Genomic DNA, 17452 nt, shown 5'->3' with positions numbered 1-17452 from the left:
GCCCTCAGTCTGGCGCGCCCCGGCCGCCCCTGCGAGGATCACCGGAGAAGGCGGCCACCGACCCCGGGGCCGACCGTCGGAAGGACAACTCCATGACGAACCCGCTCACCGTGGCCGTGCTCGGCCCCGGCGGCACCGGCGGCCTGCTCGCCGCCCTCCTGTCCCGCGCCGGCCACCGCGTCGTCTGCGTGGCCCGCGAGGACACGGCCGACGCCCTGCGCCGTACCGGCATCACGGTCCGCAGCCCGCAGTTCGGCGACTTCACCGCCCCCGTGGCGGCGGACACCGAGCTGCGCGGACCGGTGGACGCCTGCCTGATCGCCGTCAAGCACACCGCGCTCGACGCGGCCCTCACCCGGGTCCCGCCCGCCGTCCTCGGCGACGCGCTCGTCGTGCCGCTGCTGAACGGCGTCGAGCATCCGGCAACCCTCCGCGCCCGCTACCGCCCGGACCGGGTCGCCCCGGCCGTGATCCGCGTGGAGTCCACCCGGCTCGCCCCCGGCCTGATCGAACACGGAAGCCCGTTCACGGAGCTGGACCTGGCCGGGGACGCCGTACCGCGCGCCCGCCTCGACGCCCTCGCCGCGCACCTGGGCGCCGCCGGACCGACCGTCCGCGTGGTCGGCGACGAGCGGGCGGCGCTGTGGGCCAAGATGGCCTTCCTCGCCCCGTTCGCCCTGCTCACCACGCGGTACGGCCGCCCGCTCGGCGAGGTCCGCACCGCTCACCGGGGTGAGCTGGAGGCACTGGTCGCCGAGACCACCGCGGTGAGCCGGGCCTGCGGCGTGCCGGCCGATCCGGCGGCGGCCGTGGCGCGGTACGACGCCTTCCCGCCGGCCGCCAGGTCGTCCATGCAGCGTGACGCCGAGGCGGGCCGGCCGCTGGAACTGGACGCCGTCGGCGGGGCGCTGCTCCGCCCGGCCGGGCGGCACGGCGTACCGGTGCCGGTGACGGCGCGGCTGGTGCGGGAGCTGCGCGCCGCCGGGCACTGACCGGGGCCGTCCGTCCGCCCCGCGGCGCCTGTGCCACTCGTACGGATGAACGTCGTCCGCTTTCCCGGATCGAGCTCGCCCCGGGAAATCGAACAGGCGTACCATTGCGGCGTGGCTACGACCTATGACTTCCCCAGTGACCTCCTCGCCGGCCAGGAGGAGCTGCATCAGGTCCGGGCCGAGCTGTCGGCCCTGCTCAGGCGGCTTCCCTGGTCGGTCGAGCCGATGGACGGCTTCAGCGACGACAACGGCTGGCGCAAGGTGGAGCGGCCCGCCTCCCCCGGCTGGACGGACGACGAGCAGGCCGAGGTGGAGAAGCTGCGGCGCCGCGAGCACGAACTCGCGGTGTTCGTCAGCACGCACCGCTTCTGGACCGAGGTCGCGGCGGCGGAGCGCGTCGAGGCGCGCACCCGGCTGAAGCACGCCCACGGGGAGGCGGCGGAGGGCGGCAGGTAACGGCCGGCGCCGCACAGCACGACGGCCCCCCGGAGAGGACTCCGAGGGGCCGGCCGGTGGGCGCGGACGGTTTCGAACCGCCGACATCCTGCTTGTAAGGCAGGCGCTCTACCCCTGAGCTACGCACCCGGGCAGGCCGACAGCCTACATCGCCCGGCGGCCCGCACCGCAAACCGTTGCGCCCCGCCGTCCTGGGCGGGAGCGGCGGAACGGGGGGTTGTCCCCACCCTGTGTCCGGGTGGCCGCCGGAGCGTCCCGCGGGCGCCCGCCCCCTAGAGTCGCCGGAAGACCGACGTACTCCGGCCCCCGGTCCGGCGGGCCGGCTCAGGGGGGACCATCCATGGCACGTTCCGCACCCGTCCGCGCCGCCGGCGCGGCCGTCCTCACCGGCGCGCTCCTCGCGGGGCTCACCGCCTGCGGCGCCTCGGCCGCCGCCGACGACCACCCGGACCACCGGACCTTCGCCCTCCACGGCCGTACCCTCACCGTGGACTCCGACGACTCCGCGCTGGACGTCGTCGCCGCGCCCGGGCGGAAGGCCGGCACCGTCGCCGTGACCCGCTGGTTCGACGGGTCCGTGGTGGGCGGTGACGGCCCGACGCCGCGGTGGTCCATGACCGGCGACCGGCTCGTGCTGCGCCTGCACTGCTCCGGGATCGTCACCGACTGCTCGGCCCGCCACCGGATCGAGGTGCCGCGCGGCATCGCCGTCGAGGTCGTGAACGAGGACGGCGAAGTAAAGGCCTCCGGGTTCCGGGACCCGCTCGGCGTCCGCGTCGAGGACGGTGCCGTGCGCGTCACCGACTCCAGCGGACCGCTGGACCTGCGGGCCGACGACGGCTCGGTCCACGCCGACGTGGCCTCCCGGCGGGTGCGGGCCGTCACCGAGGACGGCCCGGTCGACGTGCGGCTGTCCGACGCGCCCGACCTCGTGGACGTCCGCAGCGACGACGGCTCGGTGACGGTCACCGTGCCCAGGGGCGCCTACCGGGTCTCGGCCGGGGCCGATGACGGGGCGGTGTCCGTGTCCGTGCCCCGCGACGACAGCAGCCCGCACCGGGTGTCCGCGCACACCCAGGACGGGAACATCACGGTGCGCACGGCGAACTGACCGGCCCGTGTGTTCGTCTTCGACGGGTGGGAGAATGACACCACCCAGCGCGGACCACAGCACGGGAGAGGGATGTGACGGCGACACCGGGCACGCCAGCGAAGCGGCCGTACCCGCCGCCGTCCACCGCACGGGCCCGCCGCGGGTCCGCCCCGCCGCGCGGCGCTCTGCGGGACACCCTCACCCTGATGGGCCTGCCCGTGCTGGCCGCGCTCGCGCTGCCCGCCGCGTTCGCCGGTGGCGGCACCCGGCGCTGGTTCGGCGGCCGGGCCGACAGCCGGCGGGCCGACGCGCAGGCCGCCAAGGACGCCGCGGCGGCGGCGTTCTACGAACTCGACACCGCCCAGCGGGACCTGCGGATATCCATCGAGACCATCACGGCGGTCGACGACTCCCCCGCCGCCCGGCGCGCCGTCTCGGACTTCGAGGCGCTCGGGCGCCGGATCGACGAGGTCAGCGGGCAGTACATCCAGGCCGTGGACGCCCATGACCTGGACCGTGACGACCTGGAGGCCGCTGCCGCCGACCGGGCGCGGGCCGAGCTGACCGCGGCCCGGGACGAGCTGGTCCGCGTCCGGGGGGAACTGGAGCGGTTCGGTGCCTCGCTGGGGCCGCTGCTGGGGAGCGCGGAGACCGCGCTGGCCCGGCTGGCACCGGCCGTGGAGCGGGCCCGGCAGTCGCTGCTGGCGGCGAGCAACGCCCTGGACGCCGTACGGGAGCGAGGGCTGCGCGCCGACGACCTGGCGGCCCGGCTGGCGGCCCTGTCGCCGGAGCTGACCCGGCTGAACCAGGGCGCCGGGCAGCACGGTGTGGCGACGACGCTGGAGCGCGCGGAGCGGATGCAGCGGGAGGCCGGCGCGATCCGGGCGGAGGCCGAGCGGCTGCCGGAGCGGGCCGCCGAGATCGACCACCGGCTGGTCAGCCTGCGCACCCGGGCGCAGGCGCTGACCACGCGCGCCGGTGGGGTGCAGCCGGTGCTGAGCGAGCTGCGGCGCCGGTTCGCCGCCGCCTGCTGGCAGGATCTCCAGCACGTGCCCGAGCAGGCCGCGCAGAACGTCCGGCAGGCCGAGCTGAAGCTGGGCGAGGCGCAGGCGGCGCGGGACGCCCAGCGGTGGCCGGACGCCACCTCACTGCTGTCGACCGTCCGGGCCCTGCTGAACACCACGGACGACGCGGTCTCGGCCGCCGGGGACCGGCTGACCCGGCTGAACGCGGTGCAGAAGGATCCGCACCAGGAGATCGAGCGGACCCGGTTCGCGATCCGGGACGCCCAGCGGCTGGCCATGACGGGCCGGACGACCCCCGATCCGCGCGACGCCCGGCCGCTGGACGAGGCGGTGGCCCGGCTGGAGCGGGCGATCGGCACGCTGGAGGGGCGGCACCCGGACTACTGGCACTTCCTGACCGAGACGGACGCGGTGCGGCGGGCGGTGGCCGGGGTGGTCACGCGGATCCGCGAGGAGCGCGGCACCGGGCACTGACCGGCGCGTGTTGCCGAGTGGGTCCGGACGGGCTGTCATTGAAGTGGACGGATGGCCTCCGCTAGCGCCCGAGGGAGCCGGACATGGCCGCACACGCGATGCACACGAGGAACGCCGGCGAGCGCCGGCGGACGCGGCTGGACGACCACCTGCCCGTCGACCACCACCTCAACCAGGTCTACCGGTTCGGGGCGGGCCTGATCGGCGCGTTCCTGATCGTCTTCGGCATCCTCGGCCTGATCAACCACATCGGTTACTTCAACACCGGCGGGGACAGGGTTGTCGGGCTGAACACCAACGGCTCGCTGAGCGTGCTGTCGATCTGCATCGGCGCGATCCTGATGATCGGCATGGTGATCGGCGGGAACTTCGCCTCGACCCTGAACATGGTCCTCGGCGTGCTGTTCCTGCTCAACGGCTTCCTGTTCCTCGGCCTGCTGGACACCACCAACAACTTCCTGGCCTTCCGGATGCAGAACGTCTTGTTCAGCTTCATCGTCGGGCTGCTGCTGATGACGTTCGGGATGTACGGCCGGGTCGGACACGCCCTGCCGTACGACAACCCGTACTGGCGGGCCCGCCACCCCGAACCCTCCGCCCAGGAGCGGCAGGAGGGGCAGGGGCGGCAGGACCCGCAGCGCGATCAGGTGCGGTAGGCGTAGAACGCCGCGCTCGGGTACGAGGCGACGAGGCTGGCCACCGACCTGTTGTAGGTGTTGGTCGAGTGATAGCTCACGTACGGCACGCCCCGGCGGTCCCGGTACGTGACGATCATGGAGTGGTCCTTCGACCCGTCCCGGTTGAAGTCCATCTGGAGGACGTCACCGACGTCCAGCTGGTAGACGTTGGCCAGGCTGGTGACCCGCTTGGAGGACAGGGCGAACCAGGAGAACTCGTTGACCCCGACGAACGAGTCCGACTGGATGTCGGAGTTGCCGAACCACTTGTGGAAGTCGTTCGTGTAGCCGGGGACGTGCTTCCAGCCGCCCGCCTTCAGGGACTGGCTGACGAAGTTGGTGCAGTCGCCGCCGGCCCCCTGCCCGTTGAAGTCCGGGTAGGCCGGGTTGTACGTGTTCCAGTACTTGGCCGCGTACGCCGCCATGGCCTGGTAGTCGTACCCGGACGCGGAGAAGTTCTTCGCGTTGGCGGGCGCGGGCCAGCTGGTGGCCGAGCGGACCGCGCTCGGCGGGCCGTCGTCGTCACCGGCGGTCTTCACCTTGGCGACGGCCGGCTTGGCGACCTGGTTCACCGCGAGATAGCCGTCGTCCGTGTCACGGATGCCGGTCAGCTGCCATGTCCCGTGCCGGTCGGCCGTGAAGGTCAGCTCGTGGTGCGCCTGGAAGCCGGTGGACTTCGGCCCCTTGGTGGTGGCCTTGTCGTAGGACAGCGTCGTGTTCTCGGTGACGTCGACCTTCGCGTGCCGGCCCGTGACCCGGGTCGCGTCCAGCGTGACCTTGGTGCTGCCCCCGCCGTACGTCTCGCCCAGGCGGGCGAGCCGGCTGCGGCGGTCACGCAGCTGGTCCAGCGCGGACGTCTGCTCGCGCGTCTGCCCGCCGGACAGGCGCACCGACCCCGAGAAGCCGGACGTGTGCCGGGTGCCGGCCTTGCCGGCGCCCTCCACGAGAGCCTGCGTGCGGTCGGTGAAGACCGCGTCGGCCAGCCGCTGGAAGGTCGCCTTGGTGGCCGCGTCCACGGTGGGATCGTCGGTCACCGCCGCGCCCGCGCTCCAGTTGGGCACCAGGGCCACACCGGCGACCACCGAGGCGGCGGCCGCGGTGACTATGGCCGTGCGGCTCCGCTTACGGCTCAGTCTTCTTGATTTCAATGATGTTTCCCCTCTACGCCGGTACACCTACCGGGAGAGGGGCATCTTCGCACGGTGTGTGCGGCGGATGTGAAGGGGGTTGCACAAGTGGAACCGACGGCACGCGCATGTCACTTGACGACCGCGGACCAGTCCGGCGACTGGGCGGGGTCGAGATTGCGCAGGGCGGCCAGGGTCTGCGGCTTCTGCACGTCGAGCCAGTCGGCCAGCTCCTTGAAGGACACGCACTTCACGCCCTTCTTGGTGCAGACGTTCTTGACCACCTGGTCGATGGACCGCATGTAGATGCCGCCGTTCCAGTCCTCGAAGTGGTTGCCGATGAACAGCGGCGCGCGGCTGCCGTAGTACACGCGGTTGAAGCCGGCCATGTAGGAGTCGACGGTCTGCTGCTCCCACTCGGGGTACTTGGCCGGGTCGCCCTTGGTCTCACCGCCGGACTGGTTGTACAGGAAGTTGAAGTCCATGGACAGGCCCTGGTACTTGCCGCTCTCGTACGGCAGCATCTGGAGCGGGAAGTCCCAGACGCCGCTCTTCTTCGACGGCCATATCTGGAAGTCGCCCGGTGAGCTGGCGTCGTAGCGCCAGTGGTAGTCCTGGATGGCCTTCAGCAGGTTCTTCTGGCCCTCCAGGCAGGGCGCCCGGCCGCCGGTGACCTCCTGCTTGAAGTCGAACGGCAGCGGGGGCAGGTCGGTGAAGCCGGTGTTGGTCCTCCAGTGCTCCACGAAGGAGTAGAACTGGTCGATCTCGCTCTTCCACTCCCCCACGCTCCAGTCGCCGCCGCCCTTGGCCTCGCAGAAGTGACCGTTGAAGTGGGTGCCGATCTCGTCGCCGTCCCGGTAGGCCTTGCCCAGCTGTTCCAGCGTGGTGCGGATGTGCTCGTCGGTGGCGTAGTCGATCGCGGCGTCGCCCGGTGAGTGCATGGGGCCGTGGTAGAGCGACTTCTTGCTCTTGGGCAGCAGGTAGATGCCGGTGAGGAAGAACGTCATGTGGGCGTCGTACTGCTTCGCCAGCTCCCGGTAGTGCGAGAACAGGTGGTCGCCGCCCTCCAGCGCGCCGTCCCAGGAGAACACCACGAACTGCGGCGGCTTCTCCCCCGGCTTGAGCGGCACCGGCTTCAACTGCCCCTTCTGCGGGCCCGTGTACGAGGTCGAGCCGTCACCGAGGACCTTGGTCCGGCCGTCCCAGCTCGGACTCGGCGTGGCCTTCGGGGCGGTCGCGGGCTTCCGGTCCGCGGAGGCGGTCGGCGCGGTGCCGTCCGAGCGGGACAGCGCCAGGAAGCCGGCCACCAGCGACCCCACCACCAGGAGGGCCGCCAGGGCGGTCAGCACCTGGGGCCGGGTGGCGCGGGGCGCAGCGCGGCGACGGGGGGCTCGACGGCGACCTGACGACGACATCTTGCTGGGCATGCGCGGCTCATTCTGGGGAAGGGGAAGGTGGGCAGGTGTCAGCCGACACCCGTCGCGGCCGACCAGAGGGTGTACGGGACGCTGTCGGCGGATGTGCCGGCCAGTCCGTGGAGCGGCAACGGCTCCAGGGATTTGGCCAGGTCGATCCGGTAGACGACGACCGCGGTGGACACGGAGTCGGCGGTGCCGACGTACCAGGCGGCGGTGTCCTTGTCCGTGGTGCCGGCCTTGCCCGACACCACGGCCCGGCCGGCCCCCGCCCCGGGATGGGCCGTGCGGAAGGAGTCGGTGAGCGCGTCGGTGACCTGCTCGGCCACCGTGCCGCCGACCGCCCGCCTGGCGTGCGGGACGGTCATCGCGACGGGTGCGCCGTTGCGGGTGACCCGGCGCACCGAGTACGGCTCGGTGTGGTTGCCGCCGGCGGCGAACGTCGCGTAGCCGCTGGCCATCCGGATCGCGCTCGGTGTGGAGTTCCCCAGCGACAGGGCGGGCACCTGCGGGCCCATGCTGGAGGACAGCAGCCCGGACGCCTCGGCGGTCGCCCGCACCTGCGCCAGGCCGGTGTCCATCCCGAGCTGCATGAACGGGGTGTTCACCGAGCGGGCCATCGCCTCGCGCAGCGTGATCCGCCCGTACGACCGCCCGCCGTCGTTGTGCGCGGCGACCTTCTTGCCGCTGCGGTCCCAGTAGGGTCCCTCCGGGGTGGTGACGGGCACGCCGTCGTCGCCGTCGTACACGGACTCCGGGGTGACGGGCGTGGCGGGCCCGTCGCGTGTCGTGTGGACGCCGTGCTCCAGTCCGGCGGCGTAGACGAACGGCGTGAACGCGCTGCCGGCCGGGACGGTGGTCGCGTTGGACTCGTTGTAGCCCTGCCTGCGGTGGTCCGGGCCGCCGTAGACGGCCAGGATGCGCCCGTCCGCGGCCACCGAGGAGGCGCCGTAGTGCGCGTCGGCCGCCACCTTCGGGTCGGTCCGCTTCGCCTGCCCGCGGGCCTTGCCGACGGCGTCGGTCAGCGCCTTCTCCCGCTTGCGGTCGAATGTCGTGTAGATCTGGTAGCCACCCAGGTCGAACTGTTTGTCCGTGAGGTGCGCGGCCTTCTTGGCGTACTGCGACGCCAGCTCCACCAGGTAGTCGCTCTGCTCACCGGTGTCGTACAGCGGGTTGCTCTTGAGCGGTTCGGGGTACTTCGTGTACGTCGCCCGTTCCCGCGCCGAGAGCTTGCCGATCTTGACCATGCGGTCGAGGATCCAGGACCAGCGCTCCACCGCCCGCGCGTGGTTGGCCTTGCCGAGCGTCGGGTCGTACAGGCCGGCGCCCTTGAGCAGCGAGGCGAGCATGGCGGCCTGGGAGGCGTTGAGCTTGCCGACGTCCTTGCCGTAGTACGCCTGCGCCGCCCGCTGGATACCGTAGGTGCCGCGGCCGAACCAGCTGGTGTTGAGATAGCCCTCGAGGATCTGGTCCTTGCTCATCTTGTTGTCGAGCTTGAGGGAGATCATCGCCTCGGTGAATTTGCGGCTTACCGTCTGGTTCTGGGTGAGATAAACGTTTTTCACATACTGCTGGGTGATGGTGGACCCGCCCTCGGTGTCCCCCTCGCCCAGCGTGCGGAACAGCGCCCGGGTGATGCCCTTGGCGGATATGCCGGGGTCCGAGTAGAAGCTCTCGTTCTCCGCCGCGAGCACCGCCCAGCGGACGTCCGGGGGTATGTCCCGCAGCGGCATCGCCTGCCGCTGCACCCACCCCGTCCGCGCCATGGGCGTGCCGTCGGCCCAGAAGTAGACGTTGTCCTGCTGTGTCGCGTACGAGTTGAGATTGCCCGGTATGTCCGTCATCGCGTACGCGGTGACGAGGAACGCGCCGAGCAGGCCGCACGCGGACAGGACGGCGCCGAGCCACTGGCGCCAGGAGGGTATCCAGCGCTGCCAGCCGGTCCGGCCCGGGCGCGGGTAGACGGGCCTCAGACGGCGCGCGTACGGGGCGAGCGGGCCCAGCAGGCGGGCGGCCACGGCCACGGCACGCTCGCGGGCGGCCCAGAGGGCGGCGGCACGGCCACCCGCGGCGGCGCCCTGCGCGGAGCGCGCGCCGCGCCGCCGTTCCGCACGGCCACCGGCCGGGGACGGCGGGACGGGCGGCGGCGGGACCCGCAGTTGCATGGTCTCGTCCGCCCTCAGGGCGTCCACTCTCAGATGCAGGGTCTCGTCGGCCTTCCGCGGCTCTTCGCCCCGGCCACCCCCCATGGAGCCGTCCTCCCCCTGCGACGCGTCGGTCACGCCTGCGTCTCCCTCCGCACTAGGTCTCGCTCGCGCGGGTGAGCTGAGCATCCTCGCCACGGCATTCACAAATTATCAGTAACGTTTTCGAATGCCCCGCACATATGCCGGATAGGAGGCAGGACTCATAGAACATTGAGATGCCCCTCACGGGCCCCGGACGGCTAACCTGGGCCCATGCCTCGCTACGAGTACCGCTGCCGGACCTGCGGCGACACGTTCGAACTGAACCGCCCGATGGCCCAGTCCGCCACCCCCGCGAGCTGCCCCGCGGGCCACGACGACACGGTCAAACTGCTGTCGACGGTGGCCGTGGCCGGCGTCTCCCGCAGCACCGCCCCCGCCCCGGCACCCCAGGCCGGCCGAGGTGGCGGCGGGGGATGCTGCGGCGGAGGCTGCTGCGGCTGAGCGCGGACGTCCGCACGCCCGAGGGCCTACGCCGGTAGGCCGACGGCGTGTGCGGGCGGCGGCGGGGACGCCCGGGCCGCCGCCAGGAACTCCCTCAGGATCCGCTCCCCGGCCAGTACCCCGCGCTCCGGCAGGGCGACGACGTGCGGCGCGCCCCAGCCGGAGTCGGCCAGCTCACCGTGGCCCGGACGCCAGCCGCGGTCGGCAGCCAGCAGCAGATCGGCGTCGAGCAGGGAGTCCCCCGCCGCGAGCGTCGGCTCCGCACCGGTACGGCGGGCCACCTCGCGGACGGCCGCGCCCTTGGTGAGCGGCTTCGGCACGGCGTAGATCTTGCGGCCCTGGAGCGAGACCGTCCAGCCACGCTCCTCGGCCCACGCCGCCAGCTCCTCCACCCAGCCCCCGGGCAGCAGTTCCCGCTCCACCACGAGGTAGACGAACAGCTCCTCGGCGACCCGCTGCTTGCGCACCCAGAGCGGGTCGGCGGAGGCCAGCAGGTGCGCGTGCACCTTGGCCAGCGGCGCGCACTCCTCGGCGAGGCGCGCCCGCACCCCCGCGTGCCAGCCGGCGTCGGTGACCCCGTCGACCAGGAGGTGGCCGCCGTTGGCGCAGATCGCGTACCGCGGCGGCGGCCCGGGCAGCTCGACGCGCCGGTACTGCTCGCGCGTCCGGGTCGTCGCCGGCACGAAGACGGCCGCGTCGCCGAGGCCGGCCAGCAGCCCGGCGGCGGTCTCCGTCAGGTAGGACAGCGGCCGCCCCTCGTACATCTCCACGCACACCAGCCGCGGCGCGGGCGCGGTGTCCGGGCCGGCCGGCGCGAGGGCCGCGGCGGAGTAGATCAGCGTCCGGTCCAGGTCGCTCGCCACCAGCACCGGCATCACGCGGTCACCGCCCGGCCGTCGGCGCCCGTGGCACCGCGCGTGTACCGGGGGTGGATCAGCCCGACGCAGGTGTACGGCAGGCCGTCGACCTCCTCCACCGGCACCCCGCGCTGCCCGGCGAGCAGCCGCACGTGGTCCAGGTCGGGGCCGGCCCCGGCCCGGGCGAGGATCTTCCACGGCACCCGGCGCAGCAGCACCCGGGTGGTCTCGCCGACGCCGGGCTTGACGAGGTTCACGTCGTGGATGCCGTACTCCTCGCTGATCCGCTCCACGGCCCGCCAGCCCTCCCAGGTCGGCGTGCGGTCCTCGGCCATCAGCTCCGCGACCGCCGGACCGACCTCGCCGGCCACCTCCGGGAAGCGGGCGGAGACGGCGTCGAGGAAGGCCACGGAGACGTCGGAGCCGGCGAGTTCGCGGTAGAACTTGGCGCCGTGGAAGTCGTCCGGGCCGATCAGGTCCGCGCGCAGCACGGTGCGGGAGATCAGGCCGGAGACCGTGGAGTTGAGGCAGGCGGAGGGGATGAGGAAGTCCCCGCGGGTGCCGTACGCGCGGACGCAGGAGCCGGGGTCGGCGAGGACGGCGATCTCCGGGTCGAAGCCCGTGACACCCTCCTTCGCCTCGAACTCCTCGACGGCCCGCGCGAGTTCGCGGGTTATGGCGCCCTTGCCGGTCCAGCCGTCCACGAAGACGACGTCCCGGGGGTCGTGGTGGGCGGCCAGCCAGCGCAGCGCGTTGGCGTCGATGCCCCGGCCCCGGACGATGGAGACGGCGTAGTGCGGCAGGTCGAGACCGTGCCGGAACCGCGCCCAGCGGCGCATGAGGATGCCGACCGGGGTGCCCGCGCGGGCCAGGGAGACCAGCACCGGGCGGGGCGAGCGCTCCGCGAGGACCAGCTCCGTCACGGCGCCGGCCGCCCGGGCGATCCGTGCGGCCGAGGCGTCCAGGGCCGCGTGGAACAACCGCTGGTACTGCTCGCTGGGCTGGTACTCCACCGGCAGCGACTCGGCGTAGTGCGCCCCGCCGCGCTGGATGGCCTCCTCGCGCTCCTCGGTCGGCGCCTCCAGGGTGACGTCGGAGAGGTCCTGGAGCAGCCAGCCGACCTCCTCCGGCGCGTACGAGGAGAAAGCGGGGCCGCGGAGGGGCTCGGGCAGCATGGCCGGCCTTTCGGGTGCGGGCGGGACGTACGAGGGGACGACCGCGAGCAGGACGTGCGGGACGTGCGCGGCGAGGCGGGCGAGGAGGCCGTCGGGCGCGTGCAGGGCGGGGGTGTCGCCGACGGAGTCGACCACGGCGACGACCGTGTCGAAGCCGGCGCCGGCCACGTTGTAGGCGTAGCGCTCGCCGGGGCCGTCGGCCGGGTCGTCGTGGGCGGGGAAGACCAGCCGGGTGCGGATGGCGTAGCCGGGGTCGTCGACCGCGAGCACGGGTGAGCGGGTGGTGGTGGAGAACCGCACGTCGGCCGCGAGGAGCCGCTCCAGCTCCTGGGCGAGGCGCAGCGGGGCGTACATCAGCTCCTCGGAGCCGAGCACGAGGACACGGCCGGCGCCCGCGGGGAGCGCCTCGGCCAGCCGGCCGGCCATGGCGGGCAGCGCCGCGTCGAGGCGGGCGCGGTGGGCGGGGGTGAAGCCGTGCCGGCCGCCGTCGGGGAGACCGGCGGGCCAGCGCAGGTCGACCCGGGCGGCCCGCCCCGGCCGGTGCGCCCCTTCCGGGGTGCGGGCGGGCGCCTCGTCGGTGGGGGTGTACCGCGCGACCAGCTCCTGTCCCTTCTCCAGTACGCCCGGCGGCAGCCGCACGGTCCCGGACGCGGCGGCGACCAGGTCCACCCGGGCCCCTGTCCCGTCGGCGAACCGCTCCAGCCGGGCGGTGTCCCCGGGCGCGCGCATGTCCACCAGCGCGACCACCACGTAGCGCCGCCGCGGATACCGCTCGTGCAGGTCGCGGATGGTGTTCAGGACCGTGTTGCCGGTGGAGAACTCGTCGTCCACCAGGACCAGCGGCCCGTCGCCGCGGAGCAGCCCGGGGTCCTCGGGGAGCAGCAGGTGAGAGGTGGCGTGGGAGTGCGACTCCTCGAAGCCGCCGGCCCGGGCGACGCCGGCCACCGGCCTGCGCGTGGAGTGCAGGTACGGCGCCGTGCCGAGGCCGTCGGCCACCGCGTGACCCAGTCCCGTCGCGGTCTCCGCGTAGCCGAGGACCACCGCGGTGGCCGCCTGCTCCGGGCCGAGCAGCTCGGCGACCCGGCGGCCCAGCCGGAACCCGTGGCCGTACACCACGGACGGCGTCTGCGGGACGTGCTTGCCGAGGACGTTCGAGACCAGCAGGTGGGCCCGCTTGGGGTTGCGGCGCAGGGCGAGCCCGAGCAGGGCCGGCAGCCCGTCGTCGCCCGAGAGTGCGACCCCGAGTCGCCCGGCGACCCAGCTGCCGGACCAGACCCCGTCGTTCACTGCGTTCTTCATGCGTTCCTTGGGAAGAGGTGGGAAGGTCAGCCGGGTATGCCGGCGGCGAGCAGCTCCACGAAGCCGACGTCCTCGTTGGCGACGCCGAACACCTCGGCGCGCAGCAGGGTCCGCTCGGCCCAGGCGCGGTGCGGCTTCACCTCGTTCATCTTGTTCGTGTACGCCGACCTGAGGACGCCCCCGCCGCCGCGTTCCGGCCGCAGGATGTCCTGGGCGTCGCTGTACTCCTCGTGGCTGACCACGGAGAGCGCGTGGACGGGCAGGACGTGGGAGGGGTGGATGCAGGTCTTGCCGAGGAGGCCGTTGGCCTGGTCGAGGGAGATCTCGCGGAGCAGGCCGTCCATGGCGTGCTCGATGAGCTGCTCGCGCAGCTCGACGGCCTGCATCTCCAGGAAGGGGCTCTGCCTCAGCTGAGGTTTGAACATGCGCTCGGAGACGCGGAAGTACTCCCAGACGGGTCCGGTGACGGTGAAGCCGGTCCCGTCGGCGCGGCCGAGCACGTTCACGACGTCGGCGATCACGGAGGCGACTATCCGGACGTCGTAGGCCGTCATGTCGGGGGCTCGGCGCAGGCCGTAGGAGGAGCAGAAGTCGGTCACGCCCAGGCGCAGGGCGAGCACCCGCTCGCGGTACTTGTCGACCGCGCGGAAGATGCCTTCCAGGGTGTCCACGCGGGACTCCAGGTAGAGCAGTTCCGGGGACTCCAGGACCGGCATGGCGAAGAGCCGGCGGCCGGCGGCGGTCTCGGCGGCGGTCAGGGCCTCCAGGAAGGGGACGCCGCGTTCCCCGGTGAACTTGGGCAGCACGAAACCGGACAGCAGCCGCACGGCCGGGCCGAGGCGTCGCGCCAGGTCGGGGATCTGCTCGGGGGTGCGCACCCGGATGAAGAGCAGGGGCAGCTCGACGCCGGGCCGGGCGGCGCGGTCGGCGAGCGCGGCGAACTGGCGGACGAGGTTCTCCTCGCCCGCCGCGACGTCCGCGTCGCCGATCGAGTCCTCCAGGCACAGCACCATCGAGACCACGCCGCTGCCGGCCTGTCTGACGATGTCCTCGGCCAGCCGGGGCCGGGTGGCCGGGCTGTACAGCGTGGCGCCCAGGGCCGCGGAGAGCAGCCGGGCCGGGGAGTCGGCGGTGAACGCGCACGGCTCCCGGTGGAAGAGGCGCTGACGCACCTCCGGGGCGATGTGCCCGAAATGACGCATAGGACTCCCTCTGGGGTGCGAGCCGAGTCTGAGGATTCGGTAAAGGGTGGCCGGTAATAGTACGTAGGGACACGTGTCGGGAGTTCCCGGTGGGCATGAATTCCCGGTAACCCGCCCGTGTCGGCGCCCCGGCCCCCCGCATTGTCGTGACCAGGACGGAGAGGGCAGGATGACCGCATGACGCACGCAATGCTGAAAGGGTCGAACGTCCCGCTGGAGGCCACCACGGTCCGTGCGGTGCTGCGCTGGACGCCGGGGCGGGACGTCCCGGACGTGGACGCCTCGGCGCTGCTGCTGGGCCCCGCCGGCCGTGTGCGCTCCGACGAGGACTTCGTCTTCTACAACCAGCCCCGGCACCCCTCCGGGGTGGTGTGGCGACTGGGCAAGAAGCGGATCGCCGAGGGGCTGACCGACACGATCCAGACAGACCTGCCCGGTGTCGAGCCGGATGTCGGCCGGATCCTGCTGGTCGCCTCCGCCGACGGCGTCCCCTTCGACCGGGTGCCGGCCCTGTGCGTCCTGCTGTACGACGCGGCCGCCGCGGACGGGGAGCCGCTGGCCCGCTTCGACATCAAGCCGGAGACCGGCGCGGAGACGGCGCTGATCTGCGGGGAGCTGTACCGGCGCGGGGAGGGCTGGAAGTTCCGGGCGCTGGGCGAGGGCTACTCCAACGGGCTGCGGGGGCTCGCCACCGACTTCGGTATCTCGGTGGACGAGTCGGAGGGCGCGCCGGAGGAGACGGACGAGGAGCCGGTGTCCGCCGGGCGGGCGTCCCGGCCACTGCCTCCGGAGCTGCCGGCGACCGTGGTGCCGCCGCAGGCGGCCTACGGCTATCCGCAGGCACAGCCGCAGACCCACCCCCGGCAGCCGGTGCCGGTGCCGGCGACCGTGGGGCTGGACCCGCACTTCCGGTTGCCGCCGCAGGGCCCGCAGTTCATCGGGCGGTAGCGGCGGCCGTCCCCGGGCCGGCCGGCGCGGCTAGCGGTCGACCTTGGTCTTGTAGCCGCGGCCCCACTGGAGTCCCCACCCGTACAGGCGGTCCAGTTCGCCCTGGAAGCCGTAGACGAACTTGACCTCCCGGCGGACGACGAGTTCGCCCTTGACGTTCTCGATCATGACCACGGCGCAGGAGCGGGCCTGCGGGTGGCGTTCGTCCAGGCCTATCTCGATGCGGGGGCCGTTGCTCGGGTAGAGGGTGACGATCGCGTGGGTGCGGTCGAAGGCGGGCGTCCGGTCGTAGATGTAGACGAAGACCAGCAGCCGCTTGATGGCGTCCCGGTGGTCGAGGTTGACGTACATCGTCTCGCCGGAACCCGAGCCGAACCGGTCGTCGCCGCTGAGCTTGATGTACGGCGGGGCGTTGACGTCGCCGAGGTAGCCGCCGAGGGGCTGGACGACCCCCTTGGTGCCGTCGGTCAGCTCGTACAGGCAGCCCAGGTCGAGGTCCACGTCGACCATGCTCTGGCCGTGGCCGAGGATCTCCGGCGGCTTCAGCGCCCGCAGGGGGTGCCGCAGCAGGCTGGGGCGCCGGCCCCCGTCGAAGTCGGAGGTGCGCATCCGCCAGGTGAGGTTGACGCGCAGGTGCCCGGTGGCCGCGTCCTGCTTGGTGAGGGACACCGCCTGGTGCCGTCTGGTGAGTTCGATGGCGTTGGTCGCGTTGCCCGAGTCGAAGTCGGCGGCGCGCCCGCCCAGCAGTCCGTCGAAGAATCCCATTCCCGCCCCCAGGTGCTCGCGTGCCCGTCCGTCCGGACGCCGTCGGGGCGGCCGACCGCGTCGGCCGCCCCGATCGAAGCGTTCCCTCACCGGCGAGGGTGTCACACCCCGGACGGGACCTCGGCCTTGTCGCCGGTGCCCTCGCCGGCCGCGGCCAGCGCGCGGTTGCGGCGCACGGAGGACCAGAACGACCAGGCGATCAGGACGACGCCGACGAGACCGGTGATGACCTCGTTGATCTCGTACCGGATGGTCACCATGAGGATGACGGCGAGGGCGCCGATGGCGTAGTGGGCGCCGTGCTCGAGGTAGACGTAGTCGTCGAGGGTGCCCTGGCGGACCAGGTACACGGTCAGCGACCGGACGTACATCGCGCCGATGCCGAGGCCGAGGGCCATCAGGACGATGTCGTTGGTGATGGCGAAGGCGCCGATCACGCCGTCGAAGGAGAACGACGCGTCCAGGACCTCCAGGTAGAGGAACATGAAGAACGCGGCCTGGCCGGCCAGGACGACGGCCGAGCGCTGCTTGCCGGAGCGGGCCGCCTCCTCGTCCGCCTCGTGCTCGCGTTCCTCCTCCGCCTCCAGCCGGTCCTCGAAGAAGCCGGAGAGACCGCCGACGACCATGTAGGTGATCAGGCCCGCGATGCCGGCGATGAGGACCGTCTGGGCCTTGTCGACGTGGGCGCCGCCGTGCTGGTGGGCGTGGGTGGCGAAGGTGAAGGAGGTGATCAGCAGGACGACGAGGGAGATGCAGACCGCCAGCATGTCGACCTTGCCGAGCTTGGCCAAGGGCCGCTCGATCCAGCGCAGCCACTGGATGTCCCGGTCCTCGAAGATGAAGTCGAGGAAGATCATCAGCAGGAACATGCCGCCGAAGGCCGCGATCGCCGGGTGCGCGTCGGTGACCAGCTGCTGGTAGCGGTCCTTGTCGTTGAGCGCCAGGTCGACGGCCTGGAGCGGGCCCATCTTGGCGGTGATCGCCACGATGACGACGGGGAACACCAGCCGCATGCCGAAGACCGCGATGAGGACGCCGACCGTGAGGAAGATCTTCTGCCAGAAGGCGCTCATCTTCTTCAGGATCCCGGCGTTGACCACCGCGTTGTCGAAGGAGAGCGAGATCTCCAGGACGGCGAGGATCGCCACGATACCGAAGGCCGTCCACCCTCCGTAGAACACCGCGGCGACCAGGCCGAGCGCGGTGATCGCGAACGACCAGCCGAAGGTTTTCAGAAGCACTGGCTACCCCATCATC

General features: G+C 72.6%; 15 protein-coding genes and 1 tRNA gene. 7 read left to right on the top strand and 9 right to left on the bottom strand.

The annotated features are described in order from the left end of the window. Positions 1-92: 92 nt before the first annotated feature. Complete coding sequence (locus ACIQVT_RS06980) at positions 93-992, top strand: ketopantoate reductase family protein (RefSeq protein WP_403748725.1); 900 nt, start codon at positions 93-95, stop codon at positions 990-992. A 111-nt stretch (positions 993-1103) separates the two neighbouring features. After that, positions 1104-1448: a hypothetical protein gene (locus ACIQVT_RS06975; protein ID WP_403748723.1), complete on the top strand. Its 345-nt coding sequence runs from the start codon at positions 1104-1106 to the stop codon at positions 1446-1448. A 57-nt stretch (positions 1449-1505) separates the two neighbouring features. On the opposite strand, the gene ACIQVT_RS06970 is transcribed toward ACIQVT_RS06975, so the two are convergent. Further along, positions 1506-1577: transfer RNA gene (locus ACIQVT_RS06970), tRNA-Val, on the bottom strand. Between the two features lie 211 nt (positions 1578-1788). On the opposite strand from ACIQVT_RS06970, the gene ACIQVT_RS06965 reads away from it, so the two are divergent. The 3 genes from ACIQVT_RS06965 to ACIQVT_RS06955 all read left to right on the top strand — a co-directional run bounded on the left by ACIQVT_RS06965 (position 1789) and on the right by ACIQVT_RS06955 (position 4696). After that, entirely contained in the window at positions 1789-2559 is a 771-nt protein-coding gene (locus tag ACIQVT_RS06965) for a DUF4097 family beta strand repeat-containing protein (protein WP_403748720.1), read from the top strand. Positions 2560-2633: 74 nt separating this feature from the next. Continuing rightward, on the top strand, positions 2634-4040 hold the full coding sequence (locus ACIQVT_RS06960; RefSeq protein WP_403748717.1) for a hypothetical protein: 1407 nt from the start codon (positions 2634-2636) through the stop codon (positions 4038-4040). Positions 4041-4123: 83 nt separating this feature from the next. Beyond that, a complete protein-coding gene (locus tag ACIQVT_RS06955; protein ID WP_403748714.1) occupies positions 4124-4696 on the top strand; it encodes a DUF4383 domain-containing protein in 573 nt (190 codons plus the stop codon). Here the strand turns inward: ACIQVT_RS06955 and ACIQVT_RS06950 are convergent. The 3 genes from ACIQVT_RS06950 to ACIQVT_RS06940 form a co-directional block, all read right to left on the bottom strand. Beyond that, on the bottom strand, positions 4684-5787 hold the full coding sequence (locus ACIQVT_RS06950; RefSeq protein ID WP_403749716.1) for an amidase domain-containing protein: 1104 nt from the start codon (positions 5785-5787) through the stop codon (positions 4684-4686). The two genes, ACIQVT_RS06955 and ACIQVT_RS06950, sit on opposite strands and share 13 nt — an antisense overlap. A gap of 188 nt (positions 5788-5975) precedes the next feature. After that, on the bottom strand, positions 5976-7271 hold the full coding sequence (locus ACIQVT_RS06945; protein ID WP_403748712.1) for a hypothetical protein: 1296 nt from the start codon (positions 7269-7271) through the stop codon (positions 5976-5978). Positions 7272-7309: 38 nt separating this feature from the next. Further along, positions 7310-9508 carry a transglycosylase domain-containing protein gene (locus ACIQVT_RS06940; RefSeq protein ID WP_403749714.1) on the bottom strand — a complete coding sequence of 733 codons (2199 nt, stop codon included), beginning with the start codon at positions 9506-9508 and terminating at the stop codon, positions 7310-7312. Between the two features lie 210 nt (positions 9509-9718). On the opposite strand from ACIQVT_RS06940, the gene ACIQVT_RS06935 reads away from it, so the two are divergent. Beyond that, entirely contained in the window at positions 9719-9949 is a 231-nt protein-coding gene (locus tag ACIQVT_RS06935) for a zinc ribbon domain-containing protein (RefSeq protein WP_403748709.1), read from the top strand. Between the two features lie 26 nt (positions 9950-9975). Here the strand turns inward: ACIQVT_RS06935 and ACIQVT_RS06930 are convergent, their stop codons facing one another. From ACIQVT_RS06930 to ACIQVT_RS06920, 3 genes are read right to left on the bottom strand one after another with little or no spacing between them, the layout of a single operon-like run. After that, positions 9976-10824: an HAD family hydrolase gene (locus ACIQVT_RS06930; protein ID WP_403748707.1), complete on the bottom strand. Its 849-nt coding sequence runs from the start codon at positions 10822-10824 to the stop codon at positions 9976-9978. After that, a complete protein-coding gene (locus ACIQVT_RS06925) occupies positions 10824-13280 on the bottom strand; it encodes a phosphoribosyltransferase (protein ID WP_403748702.1) in 2457 nt (818 codons plus the stop codon). The genes ACIQVT_RS06930 and ACIQVT_RS06925 overlap by 1 nt, the downstream gene beginning before the upstream one ends. A 26-nt stretch (positions 13281-13306) precedes the next feature. After that, the gene (locus tag ACIQVT_RS06920) at positions 13307-14482 is read right to left on the bottom strand and encodes an HpcH/HpaI aldolase/citrate lyase family protein (RefSeq protein WP_403748700.1); all 1176 of its coding nucleotides are present in this window, start codon (positions 14480-14482) and stop codon (positions 13307-13309) included. A 177-nt stretch (positions 14483-14659) separates the two neighbouring features. Between ACIQVT_RS06920 and ACIQVT_RS06915 the strand changes: the two genes are divergently transcribed. Further along, complete coding sequence (locus tag ACIQVT_RS06915; RefSeq protein WP_403748698.1) at positions 14660-15430, top strand: TerD family protein; 771 nt, start codon at positions 14660-14662, stop codon at positions 15428-15430. A gap of 30 nt (positions 15431-15460) precedes the next feature. Here ACIQVT_RS06915 and ACIQVT_RS06910 read toward each other — a convergent pair whose 3' ends face one another. After that, on the bottom strand, positions 15461-16195 hold the full coding sequence (locus ACIQVT_RS06910; protein WP_403748696.1) for a Tellurium resistance: 735 nt from the start codon (positions 16193-16195) through the stop codon (positions 15461-15463). A gap of 101 nt (positions 16196-16296) precedes the next feature. Further along, on the bottom strand, positions 16297-17436 hold the full coding sequence (locus ACIQVT_RS06905) for a DUF475 domain-containing protein (protein WP_403748694.1): 1140 nt from the start codon (positions 17434-17436) through the stop codon (positions 16297-16299). Positions 17437-17452 lie beyond the last annotated feature (16 nt).

It is taken from the genome of Streptomyces sp. NPDC100445 (assembly GCF_044759735.1).
Lineage (GTDB): Bacteria > Actinomycetota > Actinomycetes > Streptomycetales > Streptomycetaceae > Streptomyces.
This window is presented reverse-complemented; position numbering and strand designations above follow the sequence as displayed.